Origin of the sequence: Microbacterium sp. PRC9, from assembly GCF_031844125.1 — a bacterium.
Classification (GTDB): Bacteria; Actinomycetota; Actinomycetes; order Actinomycetales; family Microbacteriaceae; genus Microbacterium.
In genome coordinates, this window is record NZ_JAUZUR010000009.1 from 1 (window position 1) to 16,800 (window position 16,800).

Below are 16,800 nucleotides of genomic sequence, written 5' to 3' on the forward strand. Positions count from 1 at the left end.
GGACGACGACGCACGCTCCGCCCCATCGATCCAATGCGAAATCACCCGGACGTCGGCGTCCGTGGTCGCGGGCGCGACGGCGCTCTCGGCAATGCTCATGGGTGGCTCCTTCTCGGTGTCGGACAGATCGTGTGGTGATCCCCTAGGCTGGACGGGTCCCAGCCTGTCAGAGAAGAAGAGGCGGCCACGGTGCCCGACCGTCGCGAAGATCGGACGATCCACACGGATCGTCCGGTAGATCGATCCGCAGATGAGATCCTCCCGACCGTGCGCGAAGTGATCGCGCTCGAAGCGGTCGCGCAAGGGGTTCCCGAAGTGCTCGTCGGCGACGACGCGCTCGATGCGCGCGTGCGCTGGCTGCACGTCTCCGACAGTGCGGGCGTCGCTCGCCTGCTGGACGGCGGCGAGATGCTGCTGTCGACCGGTTCGTCGTGGCCGGTGGAGCCGGGAGATCTGCGCCGGTTCATCGACGAGCTCGCCGACGCGGGGCTCTCCGGCCTCGTGCTCGAGCTGGGCACGCACTACCGGTACGTCCCCGCCGTGGTCATCGAGGCGGCCCGCGAACGAGGCCTCGCCTTGGTCGTGCTGCACCGGGAGCTGAAGTTCGTCACGGTCACCGAGGCCGTCCACAGTCGCATCATCACAGGACAGACCGACGCGCTGCGCGCGCGCGACGAGGTGCGCGAGCGGTTCACGGCGCTGGTGCTGCGCGGATCGCCTGCGGACTTCATCGTCCACCAGCTCGCGCAGACGCTCGGCGCGCCCATCGTGCTCGAGAACCTCGGTTACGAGGTCGTCGCGGCAGAGGTGCCGCTCGCGATGGAGGAGGAGCTCTTCACCGAGTGGGAGCTGCGATCGCGCTCCGCGCACCGGCGCTCCGAGCATCGCCGGGAGCGCGGCATCCCGGCCGGAGCGGACGACTGGCTGATCGTCCCGGTCGAGGCGCGAGGCATCCGCTGGGGGAATCTCATCGCGCTGCCCGGACCCGAGCACGCGGCCGGGCGGGCCGCCGTGCTCGAGCAGGGCGCGATCGCCCTTGCGGTCGGCCGTCTCGCCGACGGCGACGCCGACGAATGGGCGCGCATCGGCCGGCGGCGCCTGGTCGACGGGCTGCTCGCCGGACGCTTCGCCGGTGTCGGCGGCGCCGCCGCGCGCCTCGAGGCGGCCGGCCTGCCGCTGCGGGGCGCCAAGCTCCACGGGCTGGTCGTGTCGGGCGCGCCGGTCGCGGTGGAGCGGGCGGATGCTGCCGCCCGCGCCCTGCGAGGGCGCGCGCTGGCGGGCTCGGCGCCGGCGGGCGTCGTGGCGCCGGCGACCACGATGCTGGTGTCGCTGCCGCCGGACGCCGTGTTCGACGATGCGGCCGTGGTCGCGTTCGTGCGCGCGCTCGTCGACGCCGCGGACGTCGAGCGCGTCACCGTCTCGGTCGGGCGCAGCGCCGAGGGCATCGATGCCGCGCTCGCCTCGGTGCACGAGGCGGTCGATCTCGCGGGCGGCCGGAGGCGGCGCTCGGGGCGCGGCCCGCATCTGCGACGCGCCGAGAACCGTCCGCTCGTGCAGTTGGTCACCGCCCTGCGTGATGACCATCGCGTGCTCGAGCATGGCGAACGGATGCTCGCCCCACTCATCGCCTACGACCTCTCGCGGTCGGGTGACCTGCTCGACGTCCTCGAGGCGATGCTCGCCCACCCCGGTAATCGCACCGCGGCGGCTGCGGCATCCCATCTGTCGCGTTCGGTGTTCTATCAGCGCATCGCGCTCATCGAGGAGCTGCTGGGCACCGATCTCGACGACGGCGAGACCCAGACCGCGTTGCATCTGGCGCTGCTCGTGCGGAGGTCGGCCGGACGCTGACGCGTCTACGCGTCCGCGGGCTCCCAGGGGTCGACGAGGTCGATGCCGAGATCCTCGAAGTCCTTCGGGTTGCGCGTCGCAAGCGTCGCACCGTGTGCGGCCGCAATCGCGGCGATCATCCCGTCCTCCACAGACAACGGGCGTCCGGCGATCCGGCGCGCCTCCTGCAGGCGTGCGTAGCTCCGGGCGGCTCGCTCGTCGAATGGCAGCACGCGACTCCCCGAGAGGATCGAGTCGATGGCCGCGATCAGTCGCTCGCGGCGCGCACCCTCCGGAAGCCGCCTGGCTCCGACAAGGAGCTCAGCGACGGAGACCGCGGTGATCGCGGCATCGGTCCGCGACTTCATCCAGGCGACGACAGCGGTGTCAGGCGTCGAGCGCAGCGGTTCGGACAGCACATTCGTGTCGAGGATGATCACGACAGATCGAGCTCGCGGGGGAGGCTGCGCGCGGGTGGTTCGAGGTCGATGGCGAGACTGCTCGCCGCGTCGATCCAATCGACGATCATGCTGCTGGGCGACACCGCGCTCGTCAGGATCGCTCGCGCTTCCGCCTCCATCGACCGGCCGTGCGCGGCGGCTCGCTCCTTCAGGCGCTGCTGAACCTCGTCATCGAGGTTGCGGACGGTGATGGCACCCACGGCTGCTCCCTTCGACTGCTGGCAATGCTAGCACTTCGATGTCGGAGGCCCCAGCCATGCTCTCGCCATGGAAACAGCCATCGACATCCAAGCCGAATCGTTCGTGCGTGAGCTCGCCGCCGCGATCATCGCTGCGCGGGATGGTGAATGCCTGGCGTGCTATCTCGACCGCGTCCTGCGCGACGCCCCCTGCGACGGCTCGCTGCGCCTGGCGCGCACCTACCGCGACGCACTGGCGCCGCGTGCCGTCGCGCTCGAGGGGCGCCTCGAGAGCGGCGGCGGCTTCTGCGACTGCGAGGTGCTGATGAACGTCTACTGGTCGAAGACCGACGAGGTGAGACCCTGCCGCGGCGCGAGGCGCGGGTCCACGAAGCCGTGCGACCTCTGGCTGCGCCGCAGACGCGGGGATCGGTGGTGAGCCCGGAGTCAGCCCGCGATGTAGACCTTGCGGAGCGTCTCGCGCACCGTCCACACCGTGCGCATGCCTGCTGTCAGGCGCGCGATCGACCCCGCTCGGAGCTCGATCGGCTCGAGGGTCGGGTCGTCGAAGGCCACGGTGGCCGAGCCGGACAGCACGACGAAGACCTCGTCGGCCTCGACGTCGGTCGACGCGCCCGGCGTGTGCTCCCACACGCCGAGCTCGGTCCCCCCGAACCCGCCGAGTTCGGCGAACCCCGTGGCAGGGGAGCCCTGCACCACCTGGTCGGCGGGCAGCGGCTCGAGGTCGAGCTCGAGGGACGCCGCATCCGTCACGATCGCGGGGTTCACGAGTCGAACCCCAGACCGAGCGCGTCGAGCGTCTTCAGCAGCAGGTTGCGCTTGCCCTTGTTGTGGTCGGCACGGTCCAGAGACCAGCGGGTGGCGTTGATGCCCATGGACGCCGCGGGCTCGGGAGGGAACGGGAGCGGGCGCTTGCGCACCATCTCGAGCTGAGTGCGCTCGTTCTCGACACCGTCGAGCAGGTCGAGCATGACCTCGCCGGCGAAGCGGGTCGATCCGACGCCGAGCCCGGTGAAACCGGCGGCGTACGCGACACGGCGGTCGCGGGCGGTGCCGAAGAACGCCGTGAACTGGGTCGAGGTGTCGATCGCGCCGGCCCACTGGTGCGTGAAGCGCAGCCCCTCGAGCTGCGGGAAGGTGGTGAAGAAATGGCTCGCGAGCTTGGCCCACGTCTCGGGCCTGTTCTCGTACTCGGGATTCACCTTGCGTCCGTACCGGTAGATCGCGTCGTAGCCGCCGAACAGGATCCGGTTGTCTTTGGTGATCCGGTAGTAGTGGAACTGGTTCGCCATGTCGCCGATGCCCTGGCGGTCCTGCCAGCCGATCGACGTGAGCTGGATGTCGTTCAGCGGCTCCGTCATGAGCACGTAGTCGTACACGGGAACCGTCATGAGCCGGTTGCGCTTGATGAGCGAGGGGAACACGTTGGTGCCGAGCGCGGCCCGAGAGGCCTCCACCCGGCCCTCGGGCGTTGTCACGACCACGCCCGGTCCGCTCGTGTCGAGGCCGGTGACGTGGGAGCGCTCGAAGATCACGACGCCGCGTTCCTCGCAGACCCGGGCGAGCTCGGCGGCCATACGCGCGGGATGGACCATGCCGCACGCGTTCTTCTCCCACACCGCAGCGAGGTACGTGGGGGAGTGGACGGATGCCTGGGCCTCGGTCCGGTCGAGATAGACCACGCCCTCTTCGCCCTCGGCCGCCCACTCCTTCAGCCACTCCACCTGGTGCGGCTCGATCGCGGGAGCGAGCTGCCCGGTGCGCTCGAACTGGAAGTCCATGCCGAAGCGGGCCTCGGAGGCCTCGATCGCATCGAGATTCTCGTGCCCGAGCCGGTCGAGCGTGGTCATCTCCTTCGGCCAGCGGGCCATGCCGTTCTCGTCGCCGTGGGTGAGGCTGGCCTCGCAGAAGCCGCCGTTGCGGCCCGACGCCGCCCAGCCGACGCGCTGCGCCTCGACGACCACGACCTTCGCGTCGGGGTCGCGCTCGGTGGCGAGGAGCGCCGTCCACAGCCCCGTGTATCCGCCACCCACGACGACGAGGTCGGCATGGTGCGTGCCGACGAGCGCGGGCCTGTCGGGAAGGAGGCTGTCGGGAAGGTCGTCGCGCCAGAACACCGAGTGCTTCGTGTCGGCGAGGGAATGCCGGACGACGGATGCTGCCGGCCGCTGTCGTTCGAAGACGGTCGTGCCCACGGTTATCAACTCCGATGCGGTGTGTGGTGCTCCCATCCTCACGCGTCTGCCGGGTCGACGCGGGGCTTGCGTGTCGGAAGTTGTCCGGCGGGTCGGACAGGTTGTCGCGGCCTCAGCCGGAGACGAGCTCCCCCACGAGCGCATCGACGTCGGCGACGCGGGCATACGTGCCGTCGAGCGCCGCCATGAAGGCGAGGTGCACCTGGGCGCCCGGCACCGTGCGGCCGTCGTAGGCGAGGTCGGGAGCGGCGCACGCGTCCTGCGCGACGGCGATGGTGAAGCCGAGGTCGGACGCCGCCCGCACGGTGGCGTCCACGCACATGCTCGACATCATGCCCGCGACGACGATCTCGTCGGCGTCTGCTGCGCGCAGCAGCGACTCGAGCCCCGTGCCGAGGAACGCGTTCGGCTCGTGCTTGACGATGACGTGCTCCTCGCCGTCGGGTGCGACCCGCGGATCGAACTCCACCCCGGGGGTTGCGGGGGCGAAGAACGCGGCATCCGGTGCGTCCCACACGTGCTGGACGTGCACGACCCGCTCGCCCGACGTGCGGAAACCGGCGAGCAGTCGCGCGGCGGCATCGGCGGCGGAGTCCGGGTCGACGAGCGGGTGCCGCCCGCCGGGGAAGTAGTCGCGCTGGATGTCGATGAGGAGCAGGAGTCGGGTCACCGCAACAGCATAGGGTCGCACAAACGCATCAGCCGCCCGTCATCGTCCGCGCGATCTGCGTCGCGGAGTCGCCCGCGCGCTTGAGCACGAGCGCGACGAGGGCCAGCGCGACGAGGGTCAGCAGCAGCATGATCGTCGACACGGCCGCGATCTCGGGACGCAGCCCGGTCCGCAGTGCGCTGAGCACGTACACGGGCCACGGCGTCGTGCCCGACACCTGCACGAAGGCCGCCACGATCGTGTTGTCAAGACTCAGCGTGAACGCCAGCAGGAAGCCGGCGAGCACCGCGGGCATCGCGAGCGCGAGGGTGATCCGGCGGAACGTCGTGAGGGGCGTGGCGTAGAGATCGGCGGATGCCTCCTCCAGCTGCGCGTCCTGACCCACCAGCCGCGCACGCACGATGTACGACACGACCGCGGTCGCGAACAGCGACGAGCCGACCGACAGGCGCACGATGCCGTCGTTGAACATCGACAGGCCGAGGTCCTGACCGAGGAAGACCATGAAGGGGAGGAGCGCCACAGCGTCGACGATCTCGGGCGTGACCGACACCAGCAGAAGGAGCCCCAGGAACCACCACACCCACTTGCCGGGGTGCCGCGCCATCGCGATCCCGGCCAGGGTGCCGAGGACCGTCGCGATGATCGCCGCGATCAGCGCCGTGATGAGCGATACCCGCACGGCGTTCTGAATCGCCGGCTTGACCAGGATGGAGGTGAAGGCGTCGACGCCGAACCCGTCCCACACCGCCAGCAGGCGGCCGGTGTTGAACGAGTGCACGACGATCACGATGATCGGCAGGAACAGGAACAGCATGACGATCAGGCCCCAGACGCCGAAGGCGACGTCCGACCACGACCTGCGGGGGCGCCGGCGCGGCGCGGCGCCCGGGCGCGCCGCCCGCGTCTCTGCCTGGAGGATCGTCTCGGTCTCGGTCTGCGTGGTCACGTCGTGGCCTCCAGGATCGCGGCGGGGGCAGCATCCGTCTTCGCGTTCTCGGGAACCGGCCCGAGAACCAGCCGGTTGCGAGAGCGGAACGGCAGCGCGACGAGCCAGATGATCACGGCGCACACCCCGATCGCCACCATGATCAAGAGCATGAGGAGCACCGCCATCGCCGATCCCAGCGCCCAGTTCTGCGCGGTCTGGAACTGTCCGGCGACGAGCTGACCCACCATGTTGCCCTTGGCGCCGCCCAGCACCGTGGCGGTGATGTAGTCGCCCATCAGCGGGATGAAGACCAGCAGCACGCCCGCGATGATGCCCGGCTGCGACAGCGGCAGCGTGACGCGGAAGAAGGTCACGAGCTTGCCGGCGCCGAGGTCCTTCGATGCCTCGCGCAGCGCCGGCCCGACGCGGTCGAATGCGACGAACAGCGGAAGGACCATCAGCGGCAGGTAGTTGTAGACCACGCCGATGATCACGGCCGCACGCGTGTAGAGCAGCTCGAGCGGGCCGTCGAGCACGCCGATGCCCTGAAGCACGGTCGACAGCCACCCCTCGGGAGCGAGGATCACCTGCCAGCCGATCGTCCGGACGAGGAAGTTGGTCCAGAACGGCACGAGGACGAGCGCGATCAGGATGCCGCGGCGCTGAGGTTTGACCTTGAAGGCCATCCAGTACGCGACCGGCGCCCCGATCGCGAAACAGAGCACCGTGCCGATGATCCCCACCCACAGGGTGTTCTGGAACGTCGCCAAGAAGGTCGGCGAGATGGCCTCGACGTACCGGTCGAACGACAGGACGTCGTTGGCGTGGGTGCCGAACACACCGGGCTTGTAGCCGAAGCTGAACCACACGACCATGGCGACCGGCGCGACGAAGAAGAGGAGCAGCCACGCCCAGGCGGGGACCGCGAGCGCGGGCCCCACCGCACCGGTGGCGCGATTACGCACCGGCGGCAGCCTTCACCTCGTTGTAGATCTCGACACGAGTGCTCAGCGAGTCGTTGAGCACCTGCTCGTGCATGCTCTCGAGCTGCTCGGGCGTGAAGAAGATCATGTCGAGACGCTCGACTTCGGCCTCTTCGGCCGCGCCCTGCATGTCCTTGCCGCCGACGTTGTAGCCGACCCACTCGAGGTTCAGCAGCTGGTTCTCCGGGATCATCGCGAAGTCGATGAAGGCGTGGGCCGCCTCAGGGTGGGCCGCCCCGGTCGCGATCGCCCAGTTGTCCATCCACAGCTCGGTCTGCGGGCCGGGCAGCACCCACTGCCAGCGGTCGGGGTCGGACGACTCCTGGATGCCGAGCCGCGCGTCGCCGTTCCAGGCCATGAGCAGGGCGTGTGTGCCCTGCGGAATCGTGTTGGCGCCGGCGGCGGAGTCGAACGCCGCGACGTGGGGGGCGATCTTCTCGACGAGGAAGGCGCGTGCCGCCTCGAGCTCGTCGGGGTCGTCGGTGTTCCAGTCCAGGTCGTTGGCCCAGAAGTACGATCCGACGACGCCGGCGGGATCGTCGGACATGGCGGTCTTCCCGCTCGCCTCGTTCTGCGCGGCATCGAAGTAGTCGGCCCACGTCGTCAGCTCGCGGGTGATCACGGTCTTGTCGTAGACGTAGCCCGTCGTCCCCCACGCCTTGCAGATCGAGTAATCGTTGTTCGGATCCCACGCGCGCCCGAGGAAGGCCGGGTCCATGTTGGACAGGTTCGGCAGCAGGTCCTTGTTGAGCTTCTGCAGCAGCCCCTGCTCGATCATCTGCGGGATGAAGACGCCCGTGGGCACGACGATGTCGTAGCCCGACGTGCCCTTCGCCGCGACGAGCTTGGCGATGAGTTCCTCGTTGGATCCATACGAGTCGAGCGTGACCTTCGGTCCGAGATCGGCGGTGAACGCCTCGACGACCTCGGGTGCGTCGTACTCCGCCCACGTGTACACCGACAGGCTGTCCTCGAGGGCCCCGCCGGTCGCCTGAGGGGCGGGCGCTCCGCCGCCGCCGGGGGTGCAGGCCGCCAGCACCGTGGCGCCGCCGGCGAGCGCGGCGAGACTCAGGAAGCGCCGGCGGGACAGCTCGCGGGCGATCAGAGGCGCCGCACCCTCGGGGGCGAGGATGCGAAGCGGCGTACGAGGCTGGGTCATCGGGTACTCCTGGAGTCGGGTCGGGAGCCGAGACGGATGCTGCGGCTGCGGGCGTGCGGCGGGCGTGCAGGTCGTGCGGAGGAGCGTCGGGTGCGGGTCGAGTCGTCGGGTCAGGCGGTCGGCGGTGCGACGTAGCCGCCCTGCTGCGCCGCGTCTTCGTCGGCGGCGGGGAACAGCAGCACGTGATGCGCCGCCCACGTGCAGAGGACCGGGTCCCCGATCGCGAGGGGCGGGGCGTCCGGCGTGGGCCGCCGCACGATGAGGCTCTGGTCGGCGCCGAGCCGCACCAGGTACTGCATCGTGTCGCCGAGGTGCGACACCCCGATCAGCTCGCCGCGGGCCGTGTTCGCGTCCGGGTAGCTCTGGCCGGCGGTCGCTGGGTCCGTCGACGGCGCCTTCTCGATGCGGATGAACTCGGGCCGCACCGCGGCCTCGCCGAGGTTCGTGGTCGTGAGCACGGGTGACGCGGCCCGCACCAGCGCGTGCGGAGAGGTGATCGCCGCCCCGGCCTCCGCGGCCGGTCCGCGGAAGAAGTTCTGCTGCCCGACGAATGCGGCGACATACGCCGAAGCCGGTCGCGCGTAGACGGTGTCGGCGTCGGCGAGCTGCTCGATGCGGCCGGCGCGCATGATCGCGATGCGATCGCTCATCGACAAGGCTTCGCCCTGGTCGTGCGTGACGAAGACGAACGTGATGCCCAGGCGGGACTGCAGCAGCTTCAGCTCGAGCTGCATCTCCTCGCGCAGCTGGCGGTCCAGCGCCCCGAGCGGTTCGTCGAGCAGGAGCACCGCAGGCCGGTTCACCAGGGCGCGGGCCAGCGCGATGCGCTGCTGCTGTCCGCCTGACAGCTGCGTCGGCTTGCGGTCGCCGTACTGCCGCATCTGCACCATGTCGAGGGCCTGGGTGACGCGATCGCGCACCTCCGCCTTCGGCGTGCGCCGCTGCTGCAGCCCGTAGGCGACGTTCTCCGCGACCGACAGGTGCGGAAAGAGTGCGTAGGCCTGGAAGACCGTGTTGACGTCGCGCCTGTACGGCGGCGCGGCGAGCACCGAGCGGCCGGAGATGCGGATGTCACCGGCATCGGGGTGTTCGAACCCCGCGATCATCCGCAGTGTGGTGGTCTTGCCGCAGCCCGAGGGCCCGAGCAGCGAGATGAACTCGCCGGGCTGGATCTCGAGTGACAGGTCGTCGACCGCGAGCTGCTCGCCGTAGTACTTCGTGATTCCCGACAGGGTGACGGCCCCGCGTGCGCCGTCGCCGTCGGGGGGAACCTGCTCCGCCGAAGCCTGCGCTGCGGTCGCCGTGCCTGTGGACATCGTCACCTCGTGAGGGTCCTTCTGGTGCGGGCCGCGCGACGATGCACGGCCTATCGGGTGTGGAGGTATTCAATATGGCGACGTAGGCGCCCGCAACGGAGCCGCGGCCGAACCAGACGATCCGGGCCGGTGCCGCCGCCCAGTGGGACAGATCGTCCGGGCTTGTGTGACGGTCAGGAAACCGCGGCGTTTCCGCGGTGGCACGACGCGGGGGAAACGGATGCCTCGCCCCCGTGCGACACTTCGTCCGCCGGGGATCGTGATCAAACCGTGCGGGAACCGGGGTTCAGGTGGGTTGGCACCGAGACTCAGCGCTGGCAGGTCGGGCACCAGAACACGATGCGCTCGCGCGTCGGATCCGCGCCGAGGCTGCCGCCCAGGATGAGGGTGCCGCATCGGCGGCACGGGCGCCCTTCTCGCCGATACACCCACGTCGATCGGCCGGCGCGCGCGTCACCCGTGAAGGTGCGTCCCGTACGGTTGCGGTTCGCGCGGATCATGCGGGCTCCGAGGTCCACGATGGCCGCAGCATCCGTCTCATTCGCGGGCGTCGTGGGCAGGACGCCGCGCACGAACAGGATCTCGTTCGCATACTCGTTGCCGAAGCCCGCGATGTTGCGCTGGTCCTGCACGGCGACATGCACCGCGCGGGTGTCGGCGGCAAGGCGGCGGGCGGCCTCCTCGTGATCCCACGAGTCGGACAGCGGATCGGGACCCAGATAGCCGACGAGATCGTCTTCGTCGCTGGTCGGGACGAGCTTGATGTCGGCGAGGTCGAATCCGACGGTCTCCCACTCGACGCCGTCGGGCGCCGTCGCCCCGATGATCGCCCGCGCGCGGAAGGCCGGGGCGTGCCAGCGTTCGCCGCGCCGGTAGACATGCCATTCGCCCTCCATCTTGAGGTGCGTGTGGAGCGTCCAGGACCCGATGCGGTGGAGCAGGTGCTTGCCGCGCGAGACGACCTCGTGCACCACCTCGCCGCGCAGGTCCGCGGTGGCCAGCTGCGGGACCCGCAGCTCGAAACGCGTCACCGTCGCCCCTGCGAGCGCTGCGTCGAGCCGCCGAGCAGCGCGGTAGACGGTGTCGCCTTCAGGCACGTGCGCCTGCCCTGTCCTCCGGTCCCTGAGCCTGTCGAAGGGCGTCGCCCGCGGTGAGGCGGCGCAGCGTGAGACCGCGCGGCGACTCCACGAAGCCGGCATCGCGAAGCGTCCTGCCCACAGAGGTGCCGTAGACGAACGCGCCGTTCACCTGCTCGATCGTGAGGGTGTCGAGGCGCCGTGCGCGAGCGGTCGCCGCGAGGTCGCGCGTGGCGGCGGCCAGCGCCACTTCGTCGTCCGTGAAGGCGAGGGCCGACTTGCCGCCCCGCTCGAGGTAGAGCGTGAGCGCGCCGTCGACCAGTACGACCAGGGCGCCCGCCTTGCGACCAGGGCGGTGCGAGACGCCCTCCAGGGCCGGCCACGCGAGCGCGGCCCCGTAGGGGTTCGCGGGATCGGTCGCCGCCAGCGTGACCGCCCGCAGCGGCGGCGGGTCGGCGAGTCCGGCGAACTCGCGCAGCCGGTCGACGGTGGCCGAGGCTGCGAACTGCGCGGCGCCCAGCTTCTCGATCACGTAGCCGCGGCGGCAGTGGCCCGCTTCCTCGAAGCCCGCGAGCACGCGATAGGTCTGGGCGAACCCGCCGGGCACGCCCTCCGACTGCACCGCGCCGCGCGTCACCACGCCGTACCGGTCGAGCAGCAGGCTCGCCGTCGCGGTCGCCCGCAAGGCGGCGTCGGGTTCGGCCGCCGGAAGCAGCGACCACCGGCCGCCGATCGCCGGTGGACGAGCGGGGACGGAAGCTGCCACCGCTCGCACCGCCGCACCCCGGTAGAGCCGCGCCCGCGGTGTGCGGCGGCTCACCCGATGGGCCTGCGAGCCGCCGGACACGAGCGCCCGGACCGGTGCGAAGGTGTCGTTGGTCACGAGGCCCGCCCATGTCAGTCGCCACAGCGCGTCGACGACGGACTGCTCGTTCTCGGCGCCGGTGGTCTGCCGCAGCTGCGCGGCGAAGTACGCCCCGCCGCCGCCGAGCGCCGCGAGCAGCTGCGCGTCGAGAGAGCCCGGTGCGACCTCTTCGGCCTCATCCGGGAGTGCCAGCGTGAGCGGCACCGCGTCAGCCGGGTGCAGGGCGATCCAGCCGTCGCGGCCGGGGAGACTGCCGTGGCCAGACCACACCACTTCGCCGGTGGCCGTGAGCTCGTCGAGCATGCCGGACGTGTAGTCCGCGACGCGGGCGGGGAGCACCAGCGACTCCCACGCGCTCGCGGGGATCGGCACGCCCGCGAGTTGCTCGACGACCGCGGCGACGCCGTCGATCCCCTCGAGCGGCCGCGTCACGTGCTGCCACACCGGGAGGAACCGGGCGTACGCATGCTGCGGCACCGGCTCGACGCTGCCGCGGATCGCCGCGAGCGAGCGCATGCGGAGGCGGCGGAGCACCTCGGTGTCGCACCACTCCGTCTCATCCGCGCGCGTCGCCCCCGACGCTCCCGAGGCCGTCGAAGGGGCGGGAAGGAAGAAGCCGCTGGTGACGCGTCCCTGCGACTCGAGGCGTTGCAGCGTCAGCCGGGCGACGGCCACGCCGATGCCGAGGCGGTCGGCCGCGGCATCCGCCGGGAAGGGGCCGTGGGTGCGCGCGTACCGCGCCACCAGGTCGCCGAGGGGATCGGCCACAGGTTCGAGGAACGCGGTCGGGATGCCGACAGGCAGCGCCGCGCCGAGGGCATCGCGCAGTCGCCCCGCGTCTTCGATCGCGGCGATACGCGTGATGCCGGCGATGGTCACCGGGATCGCGCGCCGCGCCGAGACGAGGGCGTCGAGGAGAGCGGATGCCTCGGCCTCGGTCGCGTGGTCGAGGTTACCCATCGGTTCGGGGCGTTTCGTCTCGCTCGTTCCTCGCTCGCTCGACGAGCGGGGGGCGGTGTCCGGGTCGAGGCGCTCCGCCACCTCCGACGCGTCGAGCGGGCCGAGGAGGCGGAGCAGATCGGCAACGCCCTCGAGCCCCCGCGCGCGGCGCTCGGGGTCGAGGCGCTGAGCCTCGCGCTCGAACTGCGCGATCACGTCAGGGTCGAGCAGCTCCCGCATCTCGACCTTGCCGAGCAGCTCGGAGAGGAGAGCGGGGTCGACGGCGAGCGCCGCGGCGCGGCGCTCGGCGAGCGGCGAGTCGCCCTCGTACATGAACGCGCCGACGTAGCCGAAGAGGAGGTCGCGCGCGAACGGCGAGGGCTGCGCGGGTTCGGTCTCGATGAGCCGGATGCGCCGCTCGCCGATCCCGCGCATGAGACGCAGCAGCGACGGCACGTCGTAGACGTCCTGCAGGACCTCGCGGAGCGTCTCGAGGATGATCGGGAAGGTCGGATAGCGCCGCGCGACCTCGAGGAGCTGCGCCGATCGCTGCCGCTGCTGCCACAGCGGCGTGCGCTTGCCGGGGTTGCGGCGCGGCATCAGGAGCGCGCGCGCTGCGCACTCGCGGAACCGGGAGGCGAACAGCGCTGAGCCGCCGACCTCCTCGGTGACGATCTGGTCGAGCTCGTCGGGATCGAAGACGAAGAGGTCCGCGCCCGGCGGCTCGGCCGCAGCATCCGGAATCCGCGCGATGATCCCGTCGTCGCTCGCCACCGCCGATCCGTCGACTCCGAGTCGCTCACGGATGCGGGCGTTCACCGCGAGGGCCCACGGCGCGTGCACCTGCATGCCGTACGGCGAGTGCAGGATCACGCGCCAGTCGCCGACCTCGTCCCTGCCGCGCTCGACAGTGAGCTGGCGGTCGGTCGGCAGCGTGCCGGTGGCCTCGCGCTGCTCGGCCAGGTACGCCAGCAGGTTGTCTTGCGCGAACTCGTCGAGGCCCGCCTCGCGCAGCCGCGACTCGGCCTTGGCAGGCGCCGCCGCCGACACCTCGCGCGAGAACCTGCCGAGCGCCTCGCCGAGCTCGGCCGGACGGCCGATGCCGTCGCCGTGCCAGAACGGCACCTTGCCGGGCTGCCCGAACGCGGGCAGCACGTTGACGCGATCGTGGGTGATCTCGACGATGCGCCAGCTCGTGGTGCCCAGGGTGAAGACGTCGTTGACGCGCGACTCGTAGACCATCTCCTCATCGAGTTCGCCGACCCGCGCGTTCTGGGATTCGCCCGCGATGAAGACGCCGAAGAGGCCCCGGTCGGGGATCGTGCCGCCACTCGTCACGGCGATGTGCTGTGCCCCCGGGCGACCGGTCAGCACGCCGAGGTCGCGGTCCCAGATGACGCGGGGACGCAGCTCGGCGAACTCGTCCGAGGGGAACCTGCCGGCGATGAGGTCGAGGGTCGCCTCGTACGCAGACCGCGGGAGGGAACGGAAGGGCGCGCTGCGCTTGAGCGTCTCGTACCAGCCCTCGACGTCGACGGGACCGATCGCGGCGGCGGCCACCGTCTGCTGGGCGAGGATGTCGAGCGGGTTCTGGGGGATCGCGATCGCCTCGATCTGACCCGCGAGCATGCGCTCGGTGACGATCGCGGTGTGCAGCACGTCGCCGCGGTGCTTCGGGAACAGGGCGGCGCGGCTCACCTCGCCGACCTGGTGACCGGCGCGGCCGATGCGCTGGAGCCCCGAAGCCGCACTCGGCGGTGCCTCGACCTGGATCACGAGGTCGACCGCCCCCATGTCGATGCCGAGCTCGAGACTCGAGGTCGCGACCACGCAGCGCAGGATGCCGGACTTCAGCTCTTCCTCGACCTGCGCCCGCTGCTCCTTCGAGACCGATCCATGGTGCGCCTTCGCGAGGATGGGATCTGCCCCTGCCGTCGCACCGGCCTGCGCCATCATCGCGGCGGGCACCGCCGGATCCGGCAGGTCGAGTCCGAGGCGTTCGGAGTAGATCTCGTTCAGCCGGCCGGTCAGCCGTTCGGCGAGGCGACGGGAGTTGCAGAACACGATGGTCGAGCGGTGCAGCAGGATGCGATCGACGATCGCCTCCTCGACGTGCGGCCAGACCGACCCCGTCATCTCCGTCTCGCCGGCTCCGGAGGCCCGCGGTGGCGCGCTCGAGGACTGTCCGTCGGCGAACCAGTCCTCGTCGATCGGCTCGTCATCGAGGTCGTCCGTCGGTCCGGGGCGTTTCGACTCGCTCGTTCCTCGCTCGCTCGACGACCGGGGGTCAGGCTCGTCGGAGGTGAACGGGCTCGGCGGCGGAGGCGGGTTCAGCATGTCGCCGATGGGCACGACGACCTTCATGTCGAAGGCCTTGCTCGCGCGCGGCGCCACGATCTCGACGGGCTCCGCACCGCCGAGGAACCGCGCCACCTCGTCGATCGGACGCACGGTCGCCGACAAGCCGATGCGCTGCGCGGACGGAGCATCGGGCGCGAATGAGCGCCGCAGCGCATCGAGACGCTCCATGCTCACCGCCAGGTGCGCTCCGCGCTTGGTGGCAGCGACGGCGTGCACCTCGTCGACGATCACGGTGTGGACGTCGCGCAGCGTCTCGCCCGCGCGGCTCGTGAGCATGAGGTACAGCGACTCGGGGGTCGTGATGAGGATGTCGGGCGGCGCCTGCACGAGCTTGCGCCGGTCGCCCGCGGGGGTGTCGCCCGACCGCACGCCGACGGTGACCTCGGGGACGCTGAGGCCGAGGCGCCGTGCCGATTGCCCGATCCCGACGAGCGGCGAGCGGAGGTTGCGCTCGACGTCGACGCCGAGCGCCTTGAGAGGGGAGATGTAGAGGATCCGGGTGGCGGGGGCCGTGGCATCCCGTCGCTTCTTCTTGCCCTCGGGTGCCGGCGACGCCGGGGCCTTGTCGTGGAAGACGCGGTCGATCGCCCACAGGAAGGCCGACAGCGTCTTGCCCGAACCGGTCGGCGCGACGACGAGCGCATGCTTGCCGGCGGAGATCGCCTCCCACGCGCCCTTCTGGGCGTCGGTCGGAGCATGGAAGGCGCCGCGGAACCAGTCCTGCGTGGCAGGACCGAACCGCTCGAGGACGTCGCCCATCACTCCATCTTCGTCGTGATCGCCGACATCGGGCCAGGTTCCGTCCAGGACCGTCGCGTAGGCTCCCTCCGTGCGTGCACCCCCGGCACGCGCTCACCGCCGAGGACCGTGATGGAACCGATGCCCTCGAGCGAGCCCACGGCCCCGGCTCCGCTCACCCGCCGCACCGACCCGGCACTCGCCGACCGGTCGTGGATGCGCTCACGGCGCGTGCAGACGTTCGGGCTCGGCGCGCTCTGCGGTGCGCTGGGGCTCTCGCTGCTGGTGGTCGTCACCACGATCCTCGGAGCATCGCAGAACCAGGCGCCGCTGGTGCCCGCCGACCCGGCGCCCGTCTCGGAGCCGCGGCCCTCGGCATCCATCCCCGCCACGCCGTCGCCGTCCTCCACGCCGACGACCGGGCCGGCGGAGGAGACGGATGCCGCCACCGAGCCGGAAGCACCCGCCGAGCAGCCGGTGGTCGCGGTCCCTGCGCCGGCGCCCGAGCCCACCCAGACCCAGCCTCCGGCCGACGAGTCCACGGACAGCCCCGGCAACAGCGCGAATGCGCCGGGTCAGCTCAAGAAGAAGCCCTGAGCGTCTGCGTCAGCGCTCGTCGGGCATGAGGATCCAGAACAGCAGGTACATCAGGATCGAGACGCCGAAGAACACGGTCGAGCCGATCCAGAGCACACGCACCGGCACCACGCTGCAGCCGAAGCGGTCGGCGATGCCCTGGCAGACTCCCGCGATCATGCGCCCTTTCAGCGGGCGGACCAGGCGATGCATGCGTTCATCATGGCCTCACGCGCCCGACCGCACCAGGGGTCAGCGTTCGGAGGGGACCACGATCCACAGCAGGATGTAGATCCACAGCGACAGGCCGAAGAAGACGACCGCGATCAGGGTGAGGATGCGCACGAGGGTGACGTTCCACCCGAAGCGGTTTGCGATGGCGGCGCAGACGCCGGCGATCCATCGGCCCTGCTGAGGTCTGACGAGTGCGTTCATGGCTCCATCCTGCTCGCGTCGGTGAGTGCCCGCACGGGTGCGAGCCCCCGGCTTCGCGCGGGGGC

General features: G+C 71.0%; 16 protein-coding genes. 3 read left to right on the forward strand and 13 right to left on the reverse strand.

Going from position 1 to position 16,800, the window contains the following annotated elements; translation table 11 throughout:
- Window positions 1–267: 267 nt before the first annotated feature.
- On the forward strand, window positions 268–1,851 hold the full coding sequence (locus Q9R33_RS18205; RefSeq protein ID WP_056372405.1) for a PucR family transcriptional regulator: 1,584 nt from the start codon (window positions 268–270) through the stop codon (window positions 1,849–1,851).
- Window positions 1,852–1,856: 5 nt separating this feature from the next.
- Here Q9R33_RS18205 and Q9R33_RS18210 read toward each other — a convergent pair whose 3' ends face one another.
- Both Q9R33_RS18210 and Q9R33_RS18215 read right to left on the reverse strand, forming a co-directional pair.
- Window positions 1,857–2,270, reverse strand: a complete 414-nt coding sequence (locus tag Q9R33_RS18210) for a type II toxin-antitoxin system VapC family toxin (RefSeq protein ID WP_056372279.1) — start codon at window positions 2,268–2,270, stop codon at window positions 1,857–1,859.
- Complete coding sequence (locus Q9R33_RS18215) at window positions 2,267–2,491, reverse strand: FitA-like ribbon-helix-helix domain-containing protein (protein WP_045301358.1); 225 nt, start codon at window positions 2,489–2,491, stop codon at window positions 2,267–2,269. Before Q9R33_RS18215 ends, Q9R33_RS18210 begins: the two co-directional genes overlap by 4 nt.
- A 67-nt stretch (window positions 2,492–2,558) precedes the next feature.
- On the opposite strand from Q9R33_RS18215, the gene Q9R33_RS18220 reads away from it, so the two are divergent.
- Window positions 2,559–2,909 (forward strand): DUF2695 domain-containing protein, encoded by a 351-nt coding sequence (locus tag Q9R33_RS18220; RefSeq protein WP_311294633.1) that lies wholly within the window; start codon window positions 2,559–2,561, stop codon window positions 2,907–2,909.
- Between the two features lie 8 nt (window positions 2,910–2,917).
- Here Q9R33_RS18220 and Q9R33_RS18225 read toward each other — a convergent pair whose 3' ends face one another.
- From Q9R33_RS18225 to Q9R33_RS18265, 9 genes are all read right to left on the reverse strand, one after another.
- Window positions 2,918–3,259 (reverse strand): cupin domain-containing protein, encoded by a 342-nt coding sequence (locus Q9R33_RS18225; protein ID WP_310250156.1) that lies wholly within the window; start codon window positions 3,257–3,259, stop codon window positions 2,918–2,920.
- Window positions 3,256–4,686 carry an FAD-binding oxidoreductase gene (locus Q9R33_RS18230; protein WP_056372282.1) on the reverse strand — a complete coding sequence of 477 codons (1,431 nt, stop codon included), beginning with the start codon at window positions 4,684–4,686 and terminating at the stop codon, window positions 3,256–3,258. Before Q9R33_RS18230 ends, Q9R33_RS18225 begins: the two co-directional genes overlap by 4 nt.
- A gap of 112 nt (window positions 4,687–4,798) precedes the next feature.
- Window positions 4,799–5,356: a cysteine hydrolase family protein gene (locus Q9R33_RS18235; protein WP_056372284.1), complete on the reverse strand. Its 558-nt coding sequence runs from the start codon at window positions 5,354–5,356 to the stop codon at window positions 4,799–4,801.
- Window positions 5,357–5,384: 28 nt separating this feature from the next.
- Window positions 5,385–6,305, reverse strand: coding sequence for an ABC transporter permease (locus Q9R33_RS18240; protein WP_311294634.1), 921 nt, complete (start codon window positions 6,303–6,305; stop codon window positions 5,385–5,387).
- Window positions 6,302–7,252 (reverse strand): ABC transporter permease, encoded by a 951-nt coding sequence (locus Q9R33_RS18245; protein WP_311294635.1) that lies wholly within the window; start codon window positions 7,250–7,252, stop codon window positions 6,302–6,304. Before Q9R33_RS18245 ends, Q9R33_RS18240 begins: the two co-directional genes overlap by 4 nt.
- On the reverse strand, window positions 7,245–8,429 hold the full coding sequence (locus tag Q9R33_RS18250) for a spermidine/putrescine ABC transporter substrate-binding protein (protein ID WP_056372289.1): 1,185 nt from the start codon (window positions 8,427–8,429) through the stop codon (window positions 7,245–7,247). The genes Q9R33_RS18245 and Q9R33_RS18250 overlap by 8 nt, the downstream gene beginning before the upstream one ends.
- 110 nt (window positions 8,430–8,539) lie before the next feature.
- Entirely contained in the window at window positions 8,540–9,745 is a 1,206-nt protein-coding gene (locus Q9R33_RS18255) for an ABC transporter ATP-binding protein (protein ID WP_311294677.1), read from the reverse strand.
- 308 nt (window positions 9,746–10,053) lie between these two features.
- Window positions 10,054–10,842: a DNA-formamidopyrimidine glycosylase family protein gene (locus Q9R33_RS18260; RefSeq protein ID WP_310250145.1), complete on the reverse strand. Its 789-nt coding sequence runs from the start codon at window positions 10,840–10,842 to the stop codon at window positions 10,054–10,056.
- Window positions 10,835–15,745 carry a DEAD/DEAH box helicase gene (locus tag Q9R33_RS18265; RefSeq protein WP_311294637.1) on the reverse strand — a complete coding sequence of 1,637 codons (4,911 nt, stop codon included), beginning with the start codon at window positions 15,743–15,745 and terminating at the stop codon, window positions 10,835–10,837. Before Q9R33_RS18265 ends, Q9R33_RS18260 begins: the two co-directional genes overlap by 8 nt.
- Before the next feature lie 111 nt (window positions 15,746–15,856).
- Here Q9R33_RS18265 and Q9R33_RS18270 point away from each other — a divergent pair, with 111 nt between their 5' ends.
- A complete protein-coding gene (locus Q9R33_RS18270; RefSeq protein ID WP_311294638.1) occupies window positions 15,857–16,321 on the forward strand; it encodes a hypothetical protein in 465 nt (154 codons plus the stop codon).
- A gap of 9 nt (window positions 16,322–16,330) precedes the next feature.
- On the opposite strand, the gene Q9R33_RS18275 is transcribed toward Q9R33_RS18270, so the two are convergent.
- Window positions 16,331–16,513 carry a PspC domain-containing protein gene (locus Q9R33_RS18275; RefSeq protein WP_056372302.1) on the reverse strand — a complete coding sequence of 61 codons (183 nt, stop codon included), beginning with the start codon at window positions 16,511–16,513 and terminating at the stop codon, window positions 16,331–16,333.
- Between the two features lie 39 nt (window positions 16,514–16,552).
- A complete protein-coding gene (locus tag Q9R33_RS18280) occupies window positions 16,553–16,735 on the reverse strand; it encodes a PspC domain-containing protein (protein ID WP_311294639.1) in 183 nt (60 codons plus the stop codon).
- Between the last annotated feature and the right edge of the window lie 65 nt (window positions 16,736–16,800).

What these genes read in the sequence shown, in the direction of transcription:
- Q9R33_RS18220 (WP_311294633.1), top strand. Translation starts at nt 2,559, where the DNA reads ATGGAAACAGCCATCGACATCCAAGCCGAATCGTTCGTGCGTGAGCTC.
- Q9R33_RS18250 (WP_056372289.1), bottom strand. Translation starts at nt 8,429, where the DNA reads ATGACCCAGCCTCGTACGCCGCTTCGCATCCTCGCCCCCGAGGGTGCG.
- Q9R33_RS18255 (WP_311294677.1), bottom strand. Translation starts at nt 9,745, where the DNA reads ATGTCCACAGGCACGGCGACCGCAGCGCAGGCTTCGGCGGAGCAGGTT.
- Q9R33_RS18265 (WP_311294637.1), bottom strand. Translation starts at nt 15,745, where the DNA reads ATGGGCGACGTCCTCGAGCGGTTCGGTCCTGCCACGCAGGACTGGTTC.
- Q9R33_RS18270 (WP_311294638.1), top strand. Translation starts at nt 15,857, where the DNA reads ATGGAACCGATGCCCTCGAGCGAGCCCACGGCCCCGGCTCCGCTCACC.
- Q9R33_RS18275 (WP_056372302.1), bottom strand. Translation starts at nt 16,513, where the DNA reads ATGCATCGCCTGGTCCGCCCGCTGAAAGGGCGCATGATCGCGGGAGTC.
- Q9R33_RS18280 (WP_311294639.1), bottom strand. Translation starts at nt 16,735, where the DNA reads ATGAACGCACTCGTCAGACCTCAGCAGGGCCGATGGATCGCCGGCGTC.